The organism is Aquitalea sp. USM4, from assembly GCF_004328945.1.
GTDB lineage: Bacteria > Pseudomonadota > Gammaproteobacteria > Burkholderiales > Chromobacteriaceae > Aquitalea > Aquitalea pelogenes.
In genome coordinates, this window is the sequence record NZ_CP029539.1 from 2,035,121 (window position 1) to 2,058,578 (window position 23,458).

Here is a 23,458-nt window from a genome sequence, read left to right on the forward strand (position 1 = left end):
ATGTCTGCATTCACCCCGTCCCGGCTGGCACTGGCCGGCCTGATCAGCCTGCTGCTGGCAGGCTGCGCCATCGGCCCGGACTATACCCGGCCCAAGATGGACATTCCGGCAACGTACAAGGAAGACGGCCGCTGGAAAACCGCCACCCCGCAAGATGCCGCCCCGCGTGGCAACTGGTGGGCGGTGTATCAGGACCCGCAGCTCGATAGCCTGATGGACACCCTCAACCGGCAAAGCCCCACCATTGCCCAGGCCGAGGCCAATTACCGTAATGCCCGCGCCTTGCTGGATCAGGCCGAAGCCAGCCTGTGGCCCACCATCAGCAGCACCGCCAGCAAAACCCGCGGGGTGACAACGGCGGGCGGCAGTGTCAGCAATCAGTACAATCTGTCCGCCAGCGCCAGCTGGGAAGTGGACCTGTGGGGTACGGTGCGCCGCGCGGTGGAGGCGGGCAATGCCAAGGAGGCGGCCAGCGCCGCCCAGCTGGCGTCCATCCGCCTGAGCAGCCAGGCCCAGCTGGCTACTGCCTACCTGCAACTGGTGGCGGCCGATGTGCAGCTCAAGCAATTGCAGGACAGCGAGGCCAATCTGCTGCAAACCCTGCAGCTCACCCGCAACCAGTTTGCCGTGGGCATGGTGTCGGATGATGCCGTGGCGCAGGCGGAAAGCAGCTGGAAAACCGCTCAGGCCGCCCGCGTGGACAAGCAGCTGAGCCGTGCCCAGCTGGAGCACGCCATCGCCGCCTCGCTGGGTGTGGCCCCGGCCAGCTTCACGCTGCCGGTCAGCAAAACCCTGCCCCATCTGCCACAACTGCCAGCCGGCCTGCCGTCCACCTTGCTGGAGCGCCGGCCGGACATCGCGGCGGCGGAGCGGGCGGTGGCACAGGCCAATGCCGAAATCGGCATTGCCAAGGCCGCGTTCTTTCCCACGCTGAACCTGACTGCCAGCGGCGGTTACAAGAGCAGCAGCTTTGCCGACTGGGTAAGCCTGCCCAACCGTATCTGGAGCGTGGGGCCGCAACTGGCACTCACCCTGTTTGACGGTGGCTTGCGCCGCGCACAGACTGCCGCTGCCGTGGCCAGCTACGACGCCAGCGTGGCCAGCTACCGCCAGACCGTGCTGAGTGCATTTCAGGCGGTAGAGGACAATCTGTCGGCCCAGGCGCTGCTGGACGAGGAAATGCAGTACCAGCAAGCGGCACTGGCTGCGGCGCAGCGGGCGGAAACCATTGCGCTCAACCAGTATCGCGCCGGGGTGGTGAGTTATCTGAATGTGCTGACCGCACAAAACAGCCGCATCAGCGCCGAAAACAGCCTGTGGACCCTGAAAAACCGCCAGTACACCGCCAGCGTGGCCTTGATTGCTGCTCTCGGTGGTCAGTGGTAGCTTCCGCCATTTTTCCCGCAAAAACAGCCCGTCACGACGGGCTGTTTTGCATCAGACAAGCCGCTGGCTGAGGGGACTCAGAACGGCCTTCTGCCGCTGATGGCAGCGGGAGGCTGTACGCTCCACTCGCTGATCACCAGATAGCCATCCTGCACGGCAAACAGCATGGACAGGTCCACGCTGCGCAGCAGGGTGCCGGGCGTGTGGCTGTGTGGCTCCAGCCAGCCGTGGGCGCGATGCACCACAAAGCCCACGCCATTGGCCTCGGCCAGGCAGTTGATATCGCCAAAGGCGCGCAACTGGCGCAGGACGGCGTCCAGCGGGCCGCGCAGGTTCAGCGTGCGCTCGGCATCGCTCCAGCGTGGCCAGTAGCTGCCAGCCCCCTGTGGCCGGGCCTGTTGCCACAAGCTGGTGAAATCCGCGATGACGCGGCGGCCCAGTTGCTCCAGTGCCAGTTGGCACTTCCATTCCAGCGTGGCCAGGGTTTCATCCGGACTCAGGGCAAACAGTTGCTGATCCAGCAGCGCGCCGCTGTCAAAGCGCGGCTCCACCACATGGCAGCTCACCCCCCATTCGCTGCGTTGCTCCAGAATGGCGCGCACCAGCGGAAACGGCCCGCGCGCCTCCGGCAGCGGCGAGGGGTGGAAGTTGACCGCACGGGGCAGGTAAGGCCGCCAGTCCGGTACTTTCCAGTCATAACTGCCCAGCAGCAGGGCTTCGCAGCCCTGGGCGGCCAGTGCGGCCAGATCCGCCTCGCTCATTGGTGACAGCTGCACGGGAATGCCCAGCCGGGCCGCCTGCTCCACCACCTGCCGGTTGTCGTGGATCCTGCCATCCAGCGGGCAGGTGAAGATTTTCAACGGCTGCCAGCCTGCCAGCAAGGCAAGGTCCAGCAGCACCTTGAAACGGTCGGTCAGGGTAATGGCAAAGCGCATGGCGGCATCCGGGCATGAATCAGGCTGACAGATATACCAGCTTGTCGGCCTGTCGGGGCCGGACTGGCAAACACCTTAACAATTCTGCTCAGCACGCCCCGGCTGACGGCGGCGGGGCCGGATGTACGCTGCCAGCGCCATCACTGCTGGCTGGTGTGGCGGACACCGCCGGTTTGCGCAGGCGGCTGGGGCGCAGCTGACCACTGGCTTCCAGCGCCGGATAGGCGGTGGCGCACAGATGGGAGTGGATACGCTTGAAGTCACGCAGGATATCCAGATGCAGCGAGCTGGTTTCCATGCTTTCCAGTCGGCCTTCGCGCAGCCGTGCCATATGGCTTTCGGCGGCTTGCATTTCCAGTTCGCGCACCCGGGTTTTTTCGTCCAGCAACTGGCGTGCCGCCTTGACGTCGCCGGTCAGGAACACGGAGAAGGACAACTTGAGATTGTCGATGATCAGGCGGTGAAAGGCCTCCAGTTCCTGCGCTCCTTCGCGCGAGAACTGCAGCTGATGCTTGATCTTCTTGTTGGCCAGCTCCATCAGGTTCTTGTCGATGATGTCGCCGATATGCTCCAGATTGATCGACAAGGCCATGATTTCCATCGCCCGACGCCCTTCGGCCTCATCCAGGCTGTCACGGGTCAGCTGCACCACGTACAGCTTGATGGCCTCGTACAGGCTGTCCACCGCGTTGTCGCGTTGCGAAACCGCCAGTGCCAGCTTGCGGTCATTGCCCAGCAACACCTGCATGGATTCGCGCAGCATGGTTTCCACGATATCGCCCATGTGCAGGGCCTCGCGGGCGGCACAGGCCAGCGCCACGCTGGGTGTGCCCTGTACGCTGGCATCCAGATACAGCGGTTGCGCCGGGTCGTCCGCGGCCTTGCTGTCCGGCAGCCAGCGGCACAGCAAGCGCGACAAGGGCTGGATGGGCGGCAGGAAAACCAGCGCCACCACCACATTGAACAGGGTGTGGAAGTCCGCCGCCAGCCGCGCCGGATTGTCCTCCAGCTGGCCCAGCCAGCCCAGCAACGGGTCCAGCAAGGGCAGAAACAGCGCACAGCCTGCCAGCCGGGTGAGCAGATTACCCGCCGGCAGTCGGCGGTGCGCCGGATTGCTGCTGGACAAACCTTCGATGAAGGGGTTGAGCGCGCTGCCCAGATTGGCACCCAGAATCAGCGCACAGGCGGCCAGTGGCGGAATGAAGCCGGAATAGGCCAGCGACATGGTGAGCAAGACCGTGGCCACACTGGAATGCGCCAGCCAGGTCAGCACTGCGCCCAGCAGCAGGGTAAGCAGCGGCTCGCCGGTAATGGCCGACAGGATTTCGCGCACCAGCGGCGCGTTTTCCGCCGGCGCCAGGCTGGTGAGCAGCAAGTGCAGCGACAGCAGCATCAAGCCCAGGCCAATGGCCACCCGGCCCAGGTCACGCCCCCGGGCATCACGGCTGCGCTTGAAAGCCACCACACCCAGCACCAGCAACAAGGGCGAGATGGCGGAGGAGTCAAACGACAGCAGCTGCACAATCAGCGTGGTGCCGACATTGGCCCCCAGCATCACCGCCAGCGCCGGGGCCAGCTCCACCATGCCGGAGGCAGAAAACGATGACAGCATCAGCGCGGTGGCAGTGCTGCTTTGCAGCAGGGCGGTAATGCCCAGCCCGGCCAGAAAGGCCTGCAGGCGGGTGCGCAATACCGTGGCCATGACCCGGCGCAGGCTGGCACCAAAGGCGCGCACGATGCCGCTGTGCACCATGTGCAGGCCCCACAGCAATAGCGCCACGCCTCCCATCAGGTCCAGCAGGATGGAAGTCACCATATTGTTCTCCCCGACGATGTGCTGCCTGGGTCAGCCCGCAGCAGGCGTGCTGTGGCTGACCAGTGGGCGGCGGCCCGGCTGACATCCTGCCAGTGTAGGAGGGGTCAACCGGCAAAATCCGCCAGCAGGCGACCTGTTCTTGTGTAAATCCGTAGCAAAAGCCGTGCCGGCAGCTGATTTCGGTATACCTCACCCACCACACAAGCGCCATGTGGACTTTGCAGTGCAACACCAAGCTGCGCCGTGCTTTGACGCATGCGCCGCCCGCTATACAATGGGCGGCTCTTTATCCACAGATAGCCACCTGTTGCGCTGCATCCATCCGATGCCGTCTGCCGGGTGCCAGGCCTTCCATGTCTCTTCGTCCTTCCTCCAGCGTGAATGCTGGCAGTTACCGTCCCGATATCGATGGCCTGCGTGCACTGGCCGTGCTGGCCGTGGTGCTGTTTCACATCGGCGTGCCGGGTTTTGGCGGCGGTTTTGTCGGGGTGGATATCTTTTTCGTCATTTCCGGCTTCCTGATCAGCGGCTTGCTGCGGCAGGAGCTCATCAGCCAGGGGCGCATCGACTTCAAGGCCTTTTATGCCCGGCGTTTTCGCCGTCTGGGCCCGGCCCTGTTGCTGATGGTATGCGTGGTGTTGCTGCTGTCCTACTTTGTGCTGTTGCCGGACGACCAGAACAAGCTGGGCCGGGAAATCCGCGGCGTGGCATTGCTGTCGGCCAACCTGCATTTCTTGCAGCATGCGTTTGATTATTTCAATTCCGCGTCCGACCTCACCGTCATGCTGCACACCTGGTCGCTGGCGGTGGAAGAACAGTATTACCTGGCCTGGCCCTTCATCATGTGGGGGCTGTACCGCCTGAATGGCCGTCAGCCGGACAAGGTGGTGCGCAGCCTGCCTCCCTTGCTGTGGCTGATTTTTGTCGCCTCGCTCGCTTACTGCCTGTGGCTGTCCTATCACGAAACCCCGCGCGCTTTTTACCTGATGCCCACCCGCGCCTGGGAATTCGCCGCCGGTGCGCTGCTGGCCATCATTCCGCTACCTGCTGGCTGGAAAGCGCATGCTGGCGTAGCCAGTGGTATCGGCCTGCTGTTGTTGCTGGGCGCGGTGCTGGGCCTGAACGAAACCATGGTGTTCCCTGGTGTCATCGTGCTGTTGCCGGTGCTGGGCAGTGTGCTGTTCCTGCTGGGAGGCCAGCTGAATGCGGACAATGCCGTCAGCCGTCTGGCTGCGCGTCGGCCCTGGACCGACATCGGCATCCTCTCCTACGGCTTTTACCTGTGGCACTGGCCGTTGCTGGCGCTGGGCCGCTACTGGGGCCTGGGTGAGCGCAGCCTGCCGCGCGACCTGCTGCTGGGCGGCGTACTGGCCTTGCTGCTGGCCTGGCTGAGCTATCGCTATGTCGAGCAACCCATCCGCCAGAAAAAACTGCGCGCCTTCACCGCCACCAAGGCCACGCTGTGGAGCGGCTTTGGCATGATCGTGGGCATGTGGCTGCTGGGCAATGTGGCCATGTTCCTGTTGCCACGCGCACCGTGGTCCGGCCATCAGGCACTATTGCAAGCCAAGGGCGACGCCATGGTCATGCACGGCAATTGCGCCATGCCCAAGGACGGCCTGCCCTTGTCGCCGGTGGCGCAGTGCGTGGAAGGCCAGCGCAATGGTCCGGTCAGGCTGCTGGCCTGGGGCGATTCGCACACCGATCACCTGATGCCGCTGTATGAAACCCTGGCGCAGCAACAGCATATTGCCATCCTGCGCCGCGTGTACCACGGCTGCCCGCCACTGCCGGATGTCACCCCGGTGGGCGAGGGCAAGCTGCGCACCTGGTGCACCAACTTCTCCCGCGCGGTACGGGACGAACTGCCGCAGCTCAAGCAACAGGGCGTCAGCGGCGTGCTGATGAATGTGCGCTGGAGCGGCTATGCCGCACTCAACAAACCGGGTGAAAACAGCATCGCCGTGCTGGCCGCCGGGCAGAACGGCATGCCGGACAGCGTGTGGGACAAACAGGTGGGCGTGGCACCGCTGGACCGCGCCACCTCGCTGGCCGTGCTGCAACAGGCGCTACAGCGCAATGCCGCTTACCTGCAGCAACTGGGTCTGAAGCTGGTGCTGGTGTTGCCGGAGCCGGAGATGCAGCGCTCGCCGCCAGAGTGCGTGATACGGCTGGGAGCCGCTGCCTGTAATGTCAGCCGCCAGCAAGCCGAGGCAGAACGCGCCGACGTGGTGGCCATGCTGCGCAAGGTGGCCAGTCAGGCGCCGAATGTGCGCATCTGGGATGGTTTCGACCATTTCTGCGATGCCACCACCTGCTACGCCAGCCAGAACGGCCACATCCGCTATCAGGACAAAAACCACATCACCGCCAGCATGGCCCGTTCCATGGCCGCCGATTTCAAACCGGTATTCGACTGGGCCTTGCAGCCGCTGGCCAAACCCTGACGCCATCAGCCCAGATAGCAAAAGCCGCCAGTGATGGCGGCTTGCAAACCCCCTCTCGCTTTCTGAAAGAAAAGCGAGGCACCCTTACAGGGTAAGGGCGGGGGAATTGGGATTAGATAGATAGGCTGCGGGATCAATTACTTGGTCGGAAGGCCCGGCTTGGCCGGGGCCAATACAAGCGCACCAGATACGCTGGTCAGTAGCCTCAAAGCCGCCTGTGATGGCGGCTTTGTGCTGTGTGGCCGCATTGGCGGCATAGTTGCTTAGCTCACTCTGCATTTCGGCATCCCGGGCCGGTTCATGCACTACCAAGGCCAAGAATCAATCGCCCCAGTGCAAGAATGGACCGCAAGCCAACAAGCCCGCCATACTTGCATCATCAAGCGCAGCGTTGCCAGCTTCGGCAAGCAGGACCACGCCGGAAACATAGAGAGGGCCACACCATGCTCCGGGAACTGGAAATCGTCGAACAACTGATACTGGGCCAGGACCCGCTACACCGTGGCCAGGCCTTGCACACCCCGAAAGACCCGGCGCTGGACCAGGCCCGCGCCATCTACTACCAGCAGCTCAAAAGGGTAAGCAAGCAGCACGCCTCCCAGCCCGTTCCGCCATCTGCCCCGGTCCGCCCCGGTCACAGCCGCGCTGGCGAGCGCTGGAGCATTGCCGAAGACAACCGGCTGAGTGCGCTGTGGGAAACTTCCAGCACCGTCACCAGTGCAGATCTGGCAGAGAAGCTGGGCCGCAGCCGCGCCGCCATCCTCGCCCGGCTGGTGAAGCAAGGCTATTTTGCCGACCAGGCCAGCGCCATGCAGGCGGATGACCAAAGGCTGGAACAAGCCGGCCAGCCCGCCTGGTGGGCCAGCCAGCCGCCACCGTTGCCACTGTCAGACCTCGACCAGCAGCGAGACAGCAATCCCAACGCCGGCAAAGCCTGGAGCACCAGCGACGACGCCCGGCTACGCGCCAGCTGGCACGACCCCGCAGCTCCCGACTGTGCCAGCATCGCGCAAAGCATGGGCCGCAGCCGCGCCGCCATCATCGCCCGGCTGGTGCGCATCGGCGAATATCCCGACCGCGATGCGGTACGGGCGGCGGACAGGGAGAGGGGAAGCAATTTGGGGCGGGATGACTGAATGCTGGCAATGACAGCTGACTGCTGTAGCGCAATACATAAAAAAAGCCGCATGCCTTTATAGGATGCGGCTTTGTGGATTTTTATGAATGCACAGTGCAGTGCAAGTGGTGCCCCCGACAGGAATCGAACCTGTAACTGCCCCTTAGGAGGGGGCCGTTATATCCATTTAACTACGGAGACCTAAATCCGGATCAGGCGTTGCGCTCCACCGACAGGCGGGCCAGTTCTACCAGTGCCTGTTTCACCGGGGTGTCCGGCAGGTCGGCAATGGCGGCCACGGCTTGTTCGGCGGCTTTGATGGCTTCGTTTTTGGCGTAGTCCAGCGCGCCGCAGGATTGTACCGCAGCCAATACATCGTGGAAACGGTCGCGGCTGGCGTTTTCCAGTGCCTGGCGCACTACGTCGGCAGCGGTGGCGGGGCCTTGGCGCATGGTGTAGATCAAGGGCAGGGTGGCCTTGCCTTCGGCCAGGTCGTCACCCAGGCTCTTGCCGATGGTGTCGGCGTCGCCGCTGTAGTCCAGTACGTCGTCGATGATCTGGAAGGCGGTGCCCAGGTACATGCCGTAGTCGGCCAGTGCCTTGACCTGGGCGTCGCTGCCGTTTGCAATCAGCGCGCCCACGCGGGCAGCGGCTTCAAACAGCTTGGCGGTCTTGTACTGGATGACTTGCAGGTAGTCCTGTTCGGACAGTTCGGTATTGCCGATATTCAACAGTTGCAGCACTTCGCCTTCGGCGATGATGTTGGTGGCTTCGGCCATCACCTGCAGGATCTGCATGTTGTTGGTGGTCACCATCATCTGGAAGGCGCGGGTGTACAGGAAGTCACCCACCAGCACGCTGGCGGCATTGCCGAACAGGGCATTGGCGGTTTCGCGGCCACGGCGCATGTCGGACTCGTCCACCACGTCATCGTGCAGCAAGGTGGCGGTGTGAATGAATTCGATCATTGCCGCCAGTTCGTACAGATGGTCGCCTTCATAACCCAGTGCCTTGCCGGACAGCAGGGTCAGTACCGGGCGCAGGCGTTTGCCGCCGGCGGTGATGATGTATTCCGCCACCTGGCGGATGAGAACTACATCGGAGTGCAGGCGTGCGCGGATGACGCGGTCTACGGTCTGCATGTCTTCAGCGATCAGGGTGCGGAATAGCGGGGTGGACACGGTTTTAGCCAGATGTTGGTGTTAGCGGAGCCAGAAGCGCGGAATGTTACCAGAAAAGCCATGCAGCCAGCCATGCCCACCTTTGTTGCGGGGCTAAACTGATGAAATTATTGACAACTTTTTGCACACTGCGTATAGTTTCGCGTTCTTCTTCGCGTGATGCGGGGAAGATTCCCTCTTTAGGAGCTATGCGAATGTATGCGGTCATAAAAACCGGCGGCAAGCAGTACAAGGTTGCCATCGGTGAAAAACTCAAAGTAGAACAGATACCTGCAGACGTCGACAGCCAAATCGTACTCGAAGAAGTGCTGATGGTCGCTGACGGTGAACAGGTTGTTGTAGGCGCCCCGCTGGTTGCAGGTGCCACCGTTACGGCTACTGTTGTTTCCCACGGTCGTGGCGACAAGGTACGTATCTTCAAGATGCGTCGTCGCAAGCACTACCAGAAACATCAGGGTCATCGTCAGAACTTCACCGAAATCCGCATCGACGCGATTTCGAAGTAAGGATAAACAGTCATGGCACACAAAAAAGCAGGCGGTAGCTCCCGCAACGGTCGTGACTCCGAAGCCAAACGCCTGGGCGTTAAGGCTTACGGTGGCGAACTGATTCCGGCAGGTTCCATTATTGTTCGTCAGCGTGGTACCCGTTTCCACGCTGGTGAAAATGTTGGTCAGGGCAAGGATCACACCCTGTTTGCCAAGGTTGACGGCTATGTTCAGTTCACCGTTAAGGGTGCTCTGCAACGCAAGATCGTTACCGTGGTACCGTACACCGGTGTAGACGGCGAATAATCGCTTTCTGCAGACAAGAAAGCCCTATCCTGTGAGATAGGGCTTTTTTTTATCCGGCTTGCCATGTGGCGGGCCAGACGAGGGGCAAGGCGTGAGGGCTGGTTGCCGGATGCAACCTTGACGCCTGACTCCTCAAGGAGGATGTATGAAGTTTATCGACGAAGCCCGTATCGAAGTGTTTGCGGGCAAGGGCGGCAATGGTGCCGCCAGTTTCCGTCGCGAAAAGTACGTGCCGTTTGGCGGCCCGGACGGTGGCGACGGTGGCAAGGGTGGCAGCGTGTTTGCCGTGGCAGACGAAAACGTCAACACCCTGGTGGAATACCGTTTCGTCAAGAAATACCTGGCGCAGCATGGCGAGCGTGGCCGTGGTGCCGATTGCTACGGCAAGGGCGGTGACGATATCGAACTGCACATGCCGGTGGGCACGGTGATTACCGACCACGACACCGGCGAGCTGGTGGCCGACCTTACTCATCACGGCCAGCGGGTGATGATTGCCCGTGGCGGCAAGGGTGGCCTGGGCAATATCCACTTCAAGTCGTCCACCAACCGTGCGCCGCGTCAGAGCACGCCGGGTGAAGAGGGTGAACAGCGTACGCTGAAGCTGGAACTGAAAGTACTGGCAGACGTGGGCCTGTTGGGCATGCCCAACGCCGGCAAGTCCACCTTTATCCGCTCGGTGTCGGCCGCGCGCCCCAAGGTGGCGGACTATCCGTTTACCACCCTGCACCCCAATCTGGGTGTGGTGCGCATGGACGATACCAGCAGCTTCGTGATTGCCGATATTCCGGGGCTGATTGAAGGTGCTGCCGAAGGCGCTGGCCTGGGTCATCGCTTCCTCAAGCATTTGCAACGGACCGGCCTGCTGTTGCACATCGTGGATATCGCCCCGTTCGACCCGGATGTCGACCCGGTACGCGAAGCACGCGCCATCGTGGCCGAGCTGGAAAAATACGATGCCGAACTGCACGGCAAGCCGCGCTGGCTGGTGCTGAACAAGCTGGACATGCTGCCGGAAGAAGAGCGCGACCTGACGGTAAGCGCCTTCCTGGAAGCCTATGGCTGGCCCAAGACCCAGCCGGACGACAGCCTGGCGTTTGATGTCGACACCCCGCGTGTATTTGCCATTTCTGCGCTGACCCACGAAGGCACCCGTGAGCTGGTGCGCGCGATTGATAACTATCTGCGCATCATGCGTGCCCGCGCCCGTGCTGCTGCCGAAGAAGCCGAACGTCAGGCCGAAGAAGCCCGCCTGGCCCGCAAGGCCGCGGCCCGCGCCCAGCTGGAAGCGGCTGAAGCCGCCAAGGCAGCTGCCGCTGCTGCCAAGGCGGCTGGCGAAGAAAACTAAGCCAGATACTGTCCCAAAAGCCGGTTTCCAGAAGAAACCGGCTTTTTTACGTCTTTTTCACGCAATGTGCGGGTGCACACTTTGAAAATTTGATGTCGCACTGCAAAATACGCTACGTAGTTTTACGTGGGTTTGTTGTATTTTGTACTCAAGAATACAATCGAATGCGACTTGATCTTCCAGAAATCGGCCCAGCCTTGATCTGCTGTCCTCTCCGGTCAGGGCGGATGCGTTATTTATCCTGTATCCGGAGTCGTGCTTCTGGACAATTTGCGCTATTCATATAACCATTGCTGCCAGTCAGTTTGACCCGCCCACAAGGCAGGCAGACTGATTACAGCGTATCGGTATGTTGCGGTGGCAGGGGCTGCCCGGCATGGTGTGAACAATAAAACCAAGCAGTAAGGAGAAGTTTGATGAGAAAAGTGATTACCGCCGTTTCTCTGGCACTGATGGCCACTTCTTTTGGCGCATTTGCCAAAGACTGGAAAGAAGTCCGTTTTGGCGTTGACGCCAGCTATGCTCCGTTCGAGTCCAAGGCCCCGAATGGCCAGCTGGTGGGTTTTGACATCGACCTTGGCAATGAAATCTGTGCACGCCTGAAAGCCAAGTGTGTATGGGTGGAAAACGACTTCGACGGCATGATCCCGGCCCTGAAGGCCAAGAAATTTGATGGCGTGCTGTCCTCCATGTCCATCAACGAAGCACGTCTGAAAGAAATCAACTTCTCCGCCAAGCTGTTCAATACCCCGACCCGCATGGTTGCCAAGGCGGGTTCCGGCCTGCAGCCGACTGCCGCTTCCCTGAAGGGCAAGCGCGTTGGTGTTGAGCAAGGCACCATCCAGGAAGCTTACGCCAAGGCCCACTGGGCACCGGGCGGTGTAGAAGTGGTTCCGTACCAGAACCAGAGCCTGGTGCTGGCTGACCTGGCATCCGGTCGTCTGGACGCTTCCCTGCAAGACGCCATCCAGGCTGATGAAGGCTTCCTGAAAAAACCGGAAGGCAAAGGCTTTGCCTTCGCCGGCGGCAACCTGAACGACCCGAAAACCCTGGGTACCGGTGCCGGCATCGGCCTGCGCAAGGAAGATACCGACCTGAAAGCTGCCATCGACAAGGCGATTGCCGGCATGCTGAAAGACGGCACCTACAAGAAAATCGAAAAGAAATACTTCACGTTTGATGTATACGGCAAATAAGTCGTAACACTGACGGAAGCACCGCGCCCCGGTGATATCAGCGGGGCGCGTTTTCATCACGGCTGCGGAGGAGATGCGTAACACCCACTGTTACGTCCGCTGCCAACTTCGCTGACACACTGCGCCCCGGTGACAAACTCACGCTGCTGCCTGCCTTGCGGGACTGGCGGTGGATATCTGCGCGCGCGGGACAGGGTGTGGCGAGCACAACATACAGGGGAAACGGCCATGTTTCTGGATGGATTCGGGCCAATCATCCTGGACGGTGCATGGGTCACGCTGGAGCTGGCAGTCATGTCGCTTCTGGTGTCCTTCATCATCGGTCTGGGTGGCGCTGGCGCCAAGCTGTCGAGCAATCCCGTGCTCAAGGGCATTGCCACGCTTTACACCACATTGATTCGCGGCGTACCGGACCTGGTACTGATGCTGCTGATCTTCTACAGCCTGCAAATCGGTATGAATCACCTGACCGAGTGGCAAGGCATGGAGCAGATCAACCTCAACCCCTTTGTGTCCGGTGTGTTTACCCTGGGCTTCATTTACGGGGCCTACTTTACCGAGACTTTCCGCGGGGCGTTCCTGTCTGTGCCCAAAGGCCAGATCGAAGCCGGCATCGCCTATGGCATGAGCAGCTGGCAAACCTTCTCCCGCATCCAGTTTCCCCAGGTCATGCGCTTTGCCCTGCCGGGTATTTCCAATAACTGGCAAGTCATGCTCAAGGCCACCGCGCTGGTGTCCATCATCGGCTTGTCCGATGTGGTGAAAGCATCGATTGATGCGGGCAAGAGCTCCTACCGCGTGTTCTTCTTCACCCTGGTGGCCGGTGCCATTTACCTGATTCTGACAACGGTTTCCAGCCTGGTGCTGATGTGGCTGGAACGCCGCTACTCCACCGGCGTGCGGGAGGCAGACCTGTGATCGACATCATCCAACAATACTGGAAAGCCTTCCTGTGGTCGGACGGCTATCACCTGTCCGGCCTGGCGGTCACCATGTGGCTGCTGGTGGTTTCCATTGCCTTCGGTTTTTGCGCATCCATTCCGCTGGCCATTGCCCGGGTCTCCAAGTCCAAATGGCTGTCCAGCCCGGTATGGCTGTTTTCCTACGTGTTCCGTGGCACGCCGCTGTACATCCAGCTGCTGTTCTTTTACACCGGCATGTACAGCCTGGACGTGGTGCGCGAAGTGGGCTTTCTCAACCACTTCTTCCGCGAAGGGTATAACTGCACCATTCTGGCTTTCGGCCTGAATACCTGTGCCTATACCACCGAAATCTTCGCCGGTGCCATCAAGGCCACGCCGTATGGTGAAATCGAAGCGGGCCGTGCCTACGGCATGAGCAAGTTCACCCTGTATCGTCGGGTCATCATTCCGTCGGCCTTGCGCCGCGCGCTGCCGGCCTACAGCAACGAGGTGATCCTGATGCTGCATGCCACCACCGTTGCCTTTACCGCCACCGTGCCGGACATCCTGAAAGTGGCGCGCGATGCCAATGCCGCCACCTATGATTCGTTCAATGCCTTTGGTCTGGCCGCATTGATTTACCTGTGTATCACCTTTGTTCTGGTGGCCCTGTTCCGCAAGGCGGAAAGCAAGTGGCTGGCGCATTTGCGCCCGATGAAGGCCTGAGTTACCCGCAAGGATAAAAGATGGAAAAGCTAGTCGTTAAAGACCTGCACAAGAGCTATGGCAGCCACGAAGTGCTCAAGGGCATCTCGCTCAAGGCCAAGGCAGGCGATGTAATCAGCATCATCGGTTCTTCCGGCTCCGGGAAAAGTACCTTCCTGCGCTGCATCAACTTCCTGGAAAAACCCAACGCCGGCAGCATCAGCCTGGGTGGCGAGGAAATCACCCTGCAAAAGAACAAGCAGGGCGAACTGGTGCCGGCCGACCACAAACAGCTGCAAGCCATGCGTGCCAAGCTGGCCATGGTGTTCCAGCATTTCAATCTGTGGAGCCACATGACGGTGCTGGAAAATGTCATCGAAGCCCCCATTCATGTGCTGGGCCTGTCGCGTGACGAAGCCATTGCCCGCGCCGAAAAATACCTGCGCAAGGTAGGGCTGGACGCCCAGGCCCAGGCCAAGTATCCGGCGCACATGTCCGGCGGCCAGCAGCAGCGTGTGGCCATTGCCCGTGCGCTGGCGATGGAGCCGGAAGTGATGCTGTTTGACGAACCCACCTCGGCGCTGGACCCGGAACTGGTGGGCGAAGTGCTCAAGGTGATGCAGACCCTGGCCGAAGAAGGCCGCACCATGGTGGTGGTGACCCATGAAATGGGCTTTGCCCGTAATGTGTCCAACCACGTGATGTTCCTGCATCAGGGCCGGGTGGAAGAAGAAGGCCACCCGGACGAAGTATTCGGCAATACCAAGAGCGAACGCCTGAAAGCCTTCCTGTCCGGCAGCCTGAAATAAGTTGTCGGTTTTATAGAAAGCAAAAGCGGCCCATTGATGAGATGGGCCGCTTTTTTCTTGTCCAAACCAGGCGGTTCAGTCCGCCAGTACCTCGCGCAATTGTTGCGCCAGCAACTGCAGGAACTGGCTGACCGCCGGTGGCAGGCGGCGGTCCTGCATGGTCATCAGCTGTAGCTGTCTTTGTTGCAGCAGTGGTTCGTCGATGCTTTTTGCCAGCAGCTTGCTGCATTCCGGCAGGCCGTGAATGGCCAGACGGCTGCCCAGCGCAATGGTATCGGTACGGGCGGCAAAGCGGTGCAGGGTGCTGGAGTGACCGCTGCTCAGCAGCGGGCTGAATACCTTGCCCTGTGCGCTAAAGCTCCATTCCAGCAATTGCCGCACGGTGTTGCCGCGCTCCAGGATGGCCAGCGGATAGCCGGTGAGGTCGTCAAGGCTCAGGGTCTCTTGTCCGGCCAGCGGGTGGCCGGGGCGCAGCAGGGCGCATACCGGCAGTTCGTGCTGCAGGACAACGTCCACTTTATGGCTGTCCACCATGGCAAAGCCCAGCCCGATATCGGCTTCGCCGGTTTCCACCCAGTGCCGTACCTGTTCCGGGCTACCGTTTTCCAGCGAAAAGCGCGTTGCCGGGTGTTGCTGGTGATAAAGCAGCATGATGTCCGGCAACAGGCTATGGGCAAACCCGTCAGTACACGCCAATCGCACCAGGCCGCCTTGCCTGGCATGGCGTGATGAGATTTCACCCAGCACGGTTTGCGCATCCAGCAGTGTGCGGCGTGCATGTTCTGCCAGCAATTCTCCGGCCTCGGTCAGCACCATGCCACGGGGCAGTCGTTCAAACAGTGCCGTACCGGCTTCTTGCTCCAGTTTGGCTATTTGCCGGCTGATGGCGGATACCGCGACATGCAGTTCTTCTGATGCCGCAGCCAGTGATCCGGTACGCGCCACTTCCACGAAGTAGCGCAGAGCGATGCCGTGTATCACCTTGATCTCCCTTGCTTTTATGGCAACAAGCCTGGCTTTTTTTGCAATTGTCATTGCCGTTTGCCCGCTTCTAGACTGCGCAAACCATCCCACCATATTGAATTCCCATTGGAGAAACCAGATGACGCAAGGGCAGGTTTTACGAAGTCAGGCACTGGAGCGGGCGTATGCCTATTTTGATCAAGGCGGTTTGCTGGGCGATCTGCAACGCCGGGTGGGCTTTCATACTGAAAGCCAGGACCCGGCACAGGCGGCCACCCATCTGGCCTATTTCCAGCAGGAGCTGATACCCGGCTTGCAGGCCATGGGTTTTCACTGCCGGATACTGGACAACCCGGTGGCACCGCTGGCGCCCTTCCTGCTGGCAGAGCGGCATGAAGCCGACGACTTGCCCACCGTACTGAGCTATGGCCATGCCGATGTGGTGCGCGGTGATGACGTGCATTGGCGCAGCGGTCTGAACCCCTGGCAGGTGACGGTGGAGCAGGGGCGCTGGTATGGCCGTGGCACGGCGGATAACAAGGGCCAGCACACCATCAATCTGGCCGCGCTGGAGGCGGTGCGGCAAAGCCGTGGCGGCCGGCTGGGCTTCAACAGCAAATGGCTGTTTGAAAGTGGCGAGGAAATCGGCTCGCCCGGTTTGCGTGAAATCTGCCTGCAAGAACAGGCAGCCTTGCGGGCCGATGTCTTTATTGCTTCGGACGGGCCACGGGTGAGTGCCGAGCGGCCGACCTTGTTTCTGGGTTCGCGCGGCAATGTGCTGTTCGAACTGAATATCCTGTTGCGCGAAGGCGGCCATCATTCCGGCAACTGGGGCGGTGCCCTGCGCAACCCGGCCGTAGTGCTGGCGCACGCGCTTTCTTGTCTGGTGGATGCACGCGGGGTGATTCAGGTACCCGGCCTGCGGCCGCCACCGCTGGACGAGCGGGTGCGCCGTGCACTGTCCGGCCTGACGCTGGCGGGCGAAGCAAACAGCCCGGCGGTGGATACAGACTGGGGCGAGCCGGGCCTGACGCCGCTGGAGCGGGTGATAGGCTGGAATGCGCTGGAAGTGCTGGCGCTGGAGTCCGGCAATGCCCGCAAACCGGTGAATGCGATTCCACCCAGCGCCAAGGCGGTATGCCAACTGCGCTTTGTAGTGGGGACGGACTGGCGCAATACCCGGCAGCATATTGCGTCGCACTTGCAACAGCATGGGCTGGAACATGTGCAGGTGCGCATTCTGTCCAGTTCTGCGGCTACCCGGCTGCCGCTGGACCATCCCTGGGTCGAGTGGGCGCTGGCGTCCATGCGTCACAGTACCGGCCAGCCTGCCGCCTTGCTGCCCAATCTGGGCGGCACGGTACCGAATGATGCCTTTGCCGACATTCTGGGCCTGCCCACCTTGTGGTTGCCGCACTCCTACCCCGGCTGTGCGCAACATGCGCCCAACGAGCACCTGCTGGCACCGGTGGCGCGGCAGGCCCTGGGGCTGATGGCCGGCATCTGGTGGGATCTGGGCGAGCAGGGCAGCCAGTTGGTGGCACAGGCCAGGGCATACACAGGAGAAAACCATGTCGACAGCTAAACCTATCAGCCTGACCCGCATCGTGGTGGCCACTTCCATCGGCAATGCGCTGGAATGGTTTGATATCGCCATTTATGCCTTTTTTGCCGTTTATATCGCCCACAATTTCTTCCCGGCAGGGAATGAAACCGCCTCCATGCTGCTGACCTTCGGGTCGTTTGGTGCCTCCTACCTGATCCGGCCGCTGGGCGGCGTGGTACTGGGCAGCTATGCCGACCGGCATGGCCGCAAGGCCGCGCTGCTGCTGACGGTCAGCCTGATGATGGTGGGCACCGCCATCATCGCCCTGCTGCCTACTTATGCGCAGATTGGCGTGGCGGCACCCATCGGCATTTTCCTGGCGCGGCTGATTCAGGGCTTTTCTGCAGGCGGCGAGTTCGGCGCGTCCACCGCCATGCTTATCGAGCATGCCCCGCACCGCCGGGGGTTTCTCGCCAGCTGGCAGTTTGCCACCCAGGGCTTGTCCACCTTGCTGGCGTCACTGTTTGGTTATGGCCTGGTCAAGCTGCTGACACATGAGGAACTGCTGGCCTGGGGCTGGCGCATTCCCTTCTTCTTCGGCTTGCTGATTGGCCCGGCCGGTTTGCTGATGCGGCGCTGTCTGGACGATGCGCATAGCTTCAAGGAAGCCGAGCACACCGCCACGCCGGTGCGTGATGTCCTGCTCAGCCAGAAAAGCATGGTGCTGGCGGCCATCGGCGTGATTACCGTGTCCACCGCAGTCAATTACATGCTGCAATACGTGCCCACCTTTGCCATCCGCCAGTTGAAGATGGATGCCGCCACCGGTTTTGCCGCCAGCATTCTGGCCGGGGTAATCCTTACCGTGGTGACGCCGTTTTCCGGCTGGCTGTCCGACCGCATCGGGCGGCTGAAGCAAATGGCCATGGCTGGTGTGCTGTTTGCCCTCACCATTTACCCGGTATTCCTGTATGTCTCGGTGAGTGGCAGTGCCTGGGCGCTGTATGTGCTGGTGGGCTGGCTGGCCTTGCTCAAGTCCGTCTACTTTGGCGCCTTGCCTGCCCTGATGTCGGAAATCTTCCCGCCCGCCACCCGCGCCACCGGCATGGCCATTGGCTATAACGTGGGCGTGACGGTGTTTGGTGGTTTTGCCCCGGCCATCATCGTGTGGCTGATCAGCGCCACCGGCAGCAATCAGGCCCCCAGCTTTTACCTGATGTTCACCACCCTGATCAGCCTGGCCGCCTTGGCCTATATCGCGCAAAGCCGGCGTCCACCACAAGTGCAGACGTCGGCAGCCTGAGCATGGGGGGCGTGCCCTGCCCTGGTACGCACCCCCAGTCATGCAAGATGCGTTGACTTACCCCCGCCCGGCCTTGGACAATCCGCTTTTGCTTTTTGATGCCGGAATGTCATTGGAATCGCTCGCCGACTTTTTCCAGCCGGGCATTGCGCCGGATTCGCTGTCTGCGGTCAATCGCCTGCAACAGGCCTGGCCGTATCTGTCCGTGTTTGTCACCTTGTTTCGCGGTGGCGACGAGGAGGTGCTGATGCGCCTCCTGGTGCTGCGCGAACTGGGCAGCCGCGCCGACGCCCCGCGCTGGACGCCGCAGGAAATCGCCCAGCGGTTTGCTTATCTCAACGACACCAAGCTGGCCACCATTCTGGGCCGCCTGCGCGAGGGCGAATTGCTGGTGTACGACAGTGATGGCGGCCAGTACCAGTTGTCCGAAGGCGCCCGCGTGGCGCTGGCGGCGCTGGCCACGCTGATTGACTTTGCCGGTGATGATGTCGAGCTGGGCTATCTCACCAGCCAGGTGGCCGCCGGGCAGGCGGTGGGGCAGTTGTCGGACGACGCCCTCAAGCACCTGCTGGCGCGGCTGAACGAGCTGTATGGCGAGTTTGAAGAAGCGCTGGAATCGCAATCCGAATTCCGCATCCGCGCTGCTCAGCACCGGCTGGAAGCCGTGTGGCGCTGGGTGGCCAAATCGACAGAAGTGATCTGCAGCCTGACCGCCGACGACACACTCAGCCTGTCCGCCCTCAATCAGGCGCAGGCGGTGGCGCTGGCGCAAAGCCGCATGCTGGCGCTGGCAGGTACTTTCGAACGCCGTCTGGCGCAGCTGGCCGCGCAGCGTGTGCATCTGGGCAGCTCCGGCCTTACCTCCACCGATATTGCCGACTGGCTGCGCCATCAGGCGGTGGGCCAGCTGGCCGATCAGTTGACCGGCTGCCTGTCCATCAACCCGGAACCCGCCTTCATTGCCACGCCTGAACTGGCTGACATGGCGGAATTCGAGCTGCTGGCGCGCGAGCGGGCCAAGGCCGGCAATACCACCTTGCCCGGCAGCGTGGCCGCGCCCCTGTCCGGCGAGCTGGAAGTGGAGCGCCTGTTTGCCGCCGAAGCCATGTACGACGAGCTGCTGACCCTGGGCCTGCAACTGGGCGAGAGCGGGGCGGACCACATCCCCATCCGGCAGGCGGTGCTGGCCGACAGCTACAACGAAACCGCCTACCGGTTGTCCTTGCTGTCCTTGATTGGCGACCCGGAAAGCCATGGCGATGCCAGCATTGTGGCGGCGCTGGCCAAATTGCCGTTCACCCTGCACGGCGGCGAAGCCGTGATTGAACCCGAACACCCGGAAGTAGCCACGCTGTCTGATGCGCGCCTGCTTCCCCATACCCCGAATTAAGCCATGGAACAGCAACTGAAAACCCTCACCGCCCGTCTGCTGGCACACCGCGTGGTGCCGCGTGGCGACGCGCTGGCGCGCAAGGCGCTGCTGGACGATATCTTCCGCCAGGAGCTGGACAAGCGGCTGGCCGATGTCGGCCTGCGGCTGGTGGAGAACCCCTATGCCGAGCACATCGCCGTCGCCCTGCTGCCGGAGATGACCGAGCCGGTATTCGGCAGCGGCGAAGCCTGGCTCAACAATAATCTGGGCCTGCCGCGCGATGGCGTGGCGCTGCTGGTCATCCTGTGGGCGCTGATCATCCTGCCCAAGCGCGAACGGCAGATTGCCCGCGTGGAAGCCGGGCGCGAAAACCAGAGCGATATGTTCGGTGCACAAAAACCGCTGGAAACCGGCGAGGGCGTGTCCACCGGCGTGTCGGAAGACGCGCTGTATGCCGACTTCGGCAAGGCGCTGGGCGGCCGTACCCGCTTCAATGCCAACCTGGGCCGGCTGGTGAACCTGGGCTTTGTGGTGCGCCGTAACAAGTGGCTGGATGAAGGCCCGATGCTGGATCTGATGATCGACTACAGCCAGTTGGCCCCGCGCATCATCGAAGGTGCGTTGTCCGAGGTACTGGGCCAGCGCCGCAGCCAGGCCGCCGATGCCCTGGCCGACAAGACCGCCAGCGCCATTGCCCAGGCGGTACAGCCTACGGTGACGGACGATGGCACCGGCCTGTTTGCTGCTGTTGAAGGCCCCGAAGACGACACACAAGCCCCCGCGCAAGAGGAAGACCGCTGATGTTCCAGATGAAATCGGTAGAAATGGTGCACTGGGACTTCTGGCAACGGCTGGCCGTGCCGCTGGACGCACAGATTGTCACCATCATCGGCCCCAATGGTTCGGGCAAAACCACCTTGCTGGATGCCATGCGCACCCTGCTGGCCATCAAGTGCTCGGGCAAGCGCGACTACAAGCGCTATGTGCGCAACAACCGCGAGCCCTTTGCCTACCTGCGCGGCGTGGTGGACAACCCGCGTCGCCCGTCCGGCGGCCTGTATCCCACCCCCTTCTTTCCCATCGTCAGTGAGGCGGTGACGCTGCTGTGCCGCATCAAGAAGCAGGGCGGCGACTGGGTGCGCCATTACGCCATCCTGGATGGTGATGTGCCGCTGGAACTGGCCGAGGCACAAGCGCAATGGCTGGGCGTGCAGGAATATCGCCGCCGGCTGGAAGTGGCCGGCCTCACTCCCGCCGTGGGCGAGGTGCTGGCGCTGGAGCAGGGCGATACCGACAAGCTGACCGAATACAGCCCCAAACAATTGCTGGACCTGGTCTTCCAGGTATTCGGCGACAAGGACGTGCTGGACAACTACCAGCGCGCCCGTGACGAACAACGCGCCACCGAGCTGGAACTGGAAGCCCTCACCCGGCAGGAAGAAGCACTGGAAGCACGGGTGGAAACCATGAAAACCCGCGCCGGGCGTTTTCTGGAATGGCGTCAGCTCAGCCAGACCATCCGCCGCCTGCAGGACGAAGCCCTGCCGGTGCTGGCCTATCTGGATGGCAAGAGCGCGCTGGGCCAGACCTGGCAAAACTACCGCGCCGCCTACGGCCAGCTCAGCCGCACCCGGCGCGAACATCACGACACCTTGCAACTGGTGGCCAAGCTCAAGGCCGCCGAAGTGGCCGCTGGCGAAGCACGCCAGGCAGCTGAACAAGCCCGTTTGCAGGCGCAGGAGCAGTTCATGGCCGCCAAGGCCGAACACGCCAGCGTCAGCGGCCAGCTGAAGGAGCGCGACCGCCTGCAAGCCCTGGCCAGCCGCGAATACGGTGCCGATGCCGCCGCACTGTCCGACAAGCTGTCCGGCCTGCGCAGTGAGGCCGAGCAACTGAAAGACGGCCTGCGCGACCTGAACCGCCAGCGCGTCGACCTGAAAAACCATGTTGAGGCACTGGAAATCGGCCGGGGCCGCTCGCCGGAAGAAGTGCGCCAGTTCAAGGCGGCACTGGACGAGGCCAATATCGGCCACGCCATGCTGTCCGACATCATCGAGGTGATGGACGCCGGCTGGCAGGGTGCGGTGGAAGCCATGCTGCGCCCCTACCGTCATGTGGTGCTGCTGGAAAACCCGCAGCAAAAGGGCGAGGCCTGGCGCCTGGGTGAAAAACTGCGCTTCCGTCACTTTGTGGTGCCGGAACGCAGCAGCCCGCCGCCCGCACGCAAGGGCAGCCTGCTGGAAGTGATCCGCTTTTCCGCCAATGCACCGGACTGGCTGTACCAGCAGCTGAACAAGGTCAGCCGGGTGGAAAACGCCCAGGCCGGTGCCGCGGTGGATGGCGACTGGATTACCCGCGACGGTTACTTCCGCGAACGACGCGGGGCGCGCCATATCGGCGTAGCCGCGCATGAATTTGCCTTTGGCGAAGGTGCGCGCCAGTCGCGCCTGCTGGCACTGCGCGACGAACTGAAGCAGCTGAACGTGCGCATTCTGGCCGATGAAGAACGGCTGGTGACCATCTCCCGCGAGGCGGCCGGGCTGGCCGAATACCTGGGCGGCATGGACGCCATCCGCCAGCTGGACAGCCGTGCCGAAGAATTTGCCGCACTGGCTGCGCGGCTGGACAGCCTGCAAGCGCAGCAGCAGGAGCTGGGTGCACAACTGGCCGAAGCCAGTGCCACCAAGGATGCGGCAGACCAGCGCTACAGCGATGCACGGCTGGAGCACGACCGCATCTGCCAGCGCGAACAGGAAAGCCTGTCGCGTTACGACGGCAAGCGTCAGGAAGTGGAAAACAGCCGCCGCCAGCTGCGCCGCCTGCTGGCCGAACTGCGTGAGTGGGCCGAACGCCTGCCCGCCGATGCCTTGGCCGCCGAGCATGTGGCCGCGCTGGAAGAGGAATACGAAAGCGCCGCCGATGCGCGCCATCAGCTGAATTACCTGCAAGAACGGCTGCAAGGCGGCGAATGGGAAACTGACGAGTCGGTACTGGCGCTGCGCGACAAGCTGGCCGACGACCTGGCGCAGATCGACCGCGAGCGCCAGCGCCGCCAGAGCGAGGTGGACCGCTCGCGTGAACTTACCGACGACGCCCGCGCCGCCTATATGGGCAAGCTGCGCGCCACGGTGCGCGCCTATGGTGCCAATATCAAGCGCCTGGGCGAGCTGGCCGGCATCGGTGTGGATGTGGAACTGCCCACGCTGGAAAACGACGACGCGGCATTGGCACAAGCCGGGCTGACGCTACGCTTCAACTTCGACCAGAAGGGGCTGATGGGCATGAACGACGGCGAGGCTTCCGGCGGCCAGCAGGTGATGAAGTCGCTGATCCTGCTGATCGGCCTGATGATGGACGAGGCCAATCCGTCCGGCTTCGTGTTTATCGATGAACCCTTCGCCCACCTCGACATTTTCAACATCGACCGGGTGGCAGGCTTCCTCAAGGCCACCGAGGCGCAGTACCTGATCACCACGCCCAACACCCACAACATCAATATCTTCGCACCATCGGAACTGACGCTGGCCACCCGCAAGAAGCGGCCGGGCGAGCAGTGGGCCCCGCCCATCCTGCAAACCCGCCGCCGGGTGGATGCGCCGCAGGCAGACCCGCATGCATGATGTTGCCGCCGGACGGGG

19 protein-coding genes and 1 tRNA gene are annotated in these 23,458 nt (G+C 62.1%); 15 read left to right on the forward strand and 5 right to left on the reverse strand.

The features are described 5' to 3' along the window. Entirely contained in the window at positions 1-1,386 is a 1,386-nt protein-coding gene (locus tag DKK66_RS09585) for an efflux transporter outer membrane subunit (protein ID WP_165494143.1), read from the forward strand. A 77-nt stretch (positions 1,387-1,463) separates the two neighbouring features. Here the strand turns inward: DKK66_RS09585 and DKK66_RS09590 are convergent, their stop codons facing one another. Both DKK66_RS09590 and DKK66_RS09595 read right to left on the reverse strand, forming a co-directional pair. Next, positions 1,464-2,321, reverse strand: a complete 858-nt coding sequence (locus DKK66_RS09590) for a formyltransferase family protein (protein ID WP_131357497.1) — start codon at positions 2,319-2,321, stop codon at positions 1,464-1,466. Positions 2,322-2,409: 88 nt separating this feature from the next. After that, a complete protein-coding gene (locus DKK66_RS09595) occupies positions 2,410-4,137 on the reverse strand; it encodes a Na/Pi cotransporter family protein (protein ID WP_131357500.1) in 1,728 nt (575 codons plus the stop codon). 353 nt (positions 4,138-4,490) lie between these two features. Between DKK66_RS09595 and DKK66_RS09600 the strand changes: the two genes are divergently transcribed. After that, positions 4,491-6,584 (forward strand): acyltransferase family protein, encoded by a 2,094-nt coding sequence (locus tag DKK66_RS09600; protein WP_165494144.1) that lies wholly within the window; start codon positions 4,491-4,493, stop codon positions 6,582-6,584. A gap of 443 nt (positions 6,585-7,027) precedes the next feature. After that, a complete protein-coding gene (locus tag DKK66_RS09605) occupies positions 7,028-7,720 on the forward strand; it encodes a hypothetical protein (protein WP_131357506.1) in 693 nt (230 codons plus the stop codon). A 107-nt stretch (positions 7,721-7,827) separates the two neighbouring features. Here the strand turns inward: DKK66_RS09605 and DKK66_RS09610 are convergent. Both DKK66_RS09610 and ispB read right to left on the reverse strand, forming a co-directional pair. Then, positions 7,828-7,902: transfer RNA gene (locus tag DKK66_RS09610), tRNA-Arg, on the reverse strand. A gap of 11 nt (positions 7,903-7,913) precedes the next feature. Beyond that, positions 7,914-8,882, reverse strand: a complete 969-nt coding sequence (gene ispB / locus DKK66_RS09615) for an octaprenyl diphosphate synthase (RefSeq protein WP_131357509.1) — start codon at positions 8,880-8,882, stop codon at positions 7,914-7,916. Between the two features lie 194 nt (positions 8,883-9,076). Between ispB and rplU the strand changes: the two genes are divergently transcribed. The 7 genes from rplU to DKK66_RS09650 all read left to right on the forward strand — a co-directional run bounded on the left by rplU (position 9,077) and on the right by DKK66_RS09650 (position 14,636). Beyond that, on the forward strand, positions 9,077-9,388 hold the full coding sequence (gene rplU / locus DKK66_RS09620; RefSeq protein ID WP_045847786.1) for a 50S ribosomal protein L21: 312 nt from the start codon (positions 9,077-9,079) through the stop codon (positions 9,386-9,388). A gap of 12 nt (positions 9,389-9,400) precedes the next feature. Further along, positions 9,401-9,676 (forward strand): 50S ribosomal protein L27, encoded by a 276-nt coding sequence (gene rpmA / locus DKK66_RS09625; protein ID WP_045847787.1) that lies wholly within the window; start codon positions 9,401-9,403, stop codon positions 9,674-9,676. A 145-nt stretch (positions 9,677-9,821) separates the two neighbouring features. Further along, a complete protein-coding gene (gene obgE, locus DKK66_RS09630) occupies positions 9,822-11,024 on the forward strand; it encodes a GTPase ObgE (RefSeq protein ID WP_045847788.1) in 1,203 nt (400 codons plus the stop codon). Positions 11,025-11,440: 416 nt separating this feature from the next. Further along, complete coding sequence (locus tag DKK66_RS09635; RefSeq protein WP_062787219.1) at positions 11,441-12,220, forward strand: ABC transporter substrate-binding protein; 780 nt, start codon at positions 11,441-11,443, stop codon at positions 12,218-12,220. Positions 12,221-12,448: 228 nt separating this feature from the next. After that, positions 12,449-13,138 (forward strand): ABC transporter permease, encoded by a 690-nt coding sequence (locus tag DKK66_RS09640; protein ID WP_131357512.1) that lies wholly within the window; start codon positions 12,449-12,451, stop codon positions 13,136-13,138. Continuing rightward, entirely contained in the window at positions 13,135-13,848 is a 714-nt protein-coding gene (locus DKK66_RS09645; RefSeq protein WP_089085200.1) for an ABC transporter permease, read from the forward strand. The genes DKK66_RS09640 and DKK66_RS09645 overlap by 4 nt, the downstream gene beginning before the upstream one ends. Positions 13,849-13,868: 20 nt before the next feature. Beyond that, the gene (locus DKK66_RS09650) at positions 13,869-14,636 is read left to right on the forward strand and encodes an ABC transporter ATP-binding protein (protein WP_045847792.1); all 768 of its coding nucleotides are present in this window, start codon (positions 13,869-13,871) and stop codon (positions 14,634-14,636) included. 75 nt (positions 14,637-14,711) lie between these two features. Here DKK66_RS09650 and DKK66_RS09655 read toward each other — a convergent pair whose 3' ends face one another. Next, the gene (locus DKK66_RS09655; protein ID WP_131357515.1) at positions 14,712-15,617 is read right to left on the reverse strand and encodes a LysR family transcriptional regulator; all 906 of its coding nucleotides are present in this window, start codon (positions 15,615-15,617) and stop codon (positions 14,712-14,714) included. A gap of 121 nt (positions 15,618-15,738) precedes the next feature. Here DKK66_RS09655 and DKK66_RS09660 point away from each other — a divergent pair, with 121 nt between their 5' ends. The 5 genes from DKK66_RS09660 (at position 15,739) to DKK66_RS09680 (ending at position 23,440) form a co-directional block, all read left to right on the forward strand. Then, positions 15,739-17,184, forward strand: a complete 1,446-nt coding sequence (locus DKK66_RS09660) for a M20 family metallopeptidase (protein ID WP_131357518.1) — start codon at positions 15,739-15,741, stop codon at positions 17,182-17,184. Further along, a complete protein-coding gene (locus DKK66_RS09665; RefSeq protein WP_131357521.1) occupies positions 17,171-18,448 on the forward strand; it encodes an MFS transporter in 1,278 nt (425 codons plus the stop codon). The genes DKK66_RS09660 and DKK66_RS09665 overlap by 14 nt, the downstream gene beginning before the upstream one ends. A gap of 106 nt (positions 18,449-18,554) precedes the next feature. Next, positions 18,555-19,838: a hypothetical protein gene (locus DKK66_RS09670; RefSeq protein ID WP_131357524.1), complete on the forward strand. Its 1,284-nt coding sequence runs from the start codon at positions 18,555-18,557 to the stop codon at positions 19,836-19,838. 3 nt (positions 19,839-19,841) lie between these two features. Beyond that, positions 19,842-20,621: a hypothetical protein gene (locus DKK66_RS09675; protein ID WP_242673603.1), complete on the forward strand. Its 780-nt coding sequence runs from the start codon at positions 19,842-19,844 to the stop codon at positions 20,619-20,621. Continuing rightward, a complete protein-coding gene (locus DKK66_RS09680) occupies positions 20,621-23,440 on the forward strand; it encodes an ATP-binding protein (protein ID WP_131357527.1) in 2,820 nt (939 codons plus the stop codon). Before DKK66_RS09675 ends, DKK66_RS09680 begins: the two co-directional genes overlap by 1 nt. Positions 23,441-23,458 lie beyond the last annotated feature (18 nt).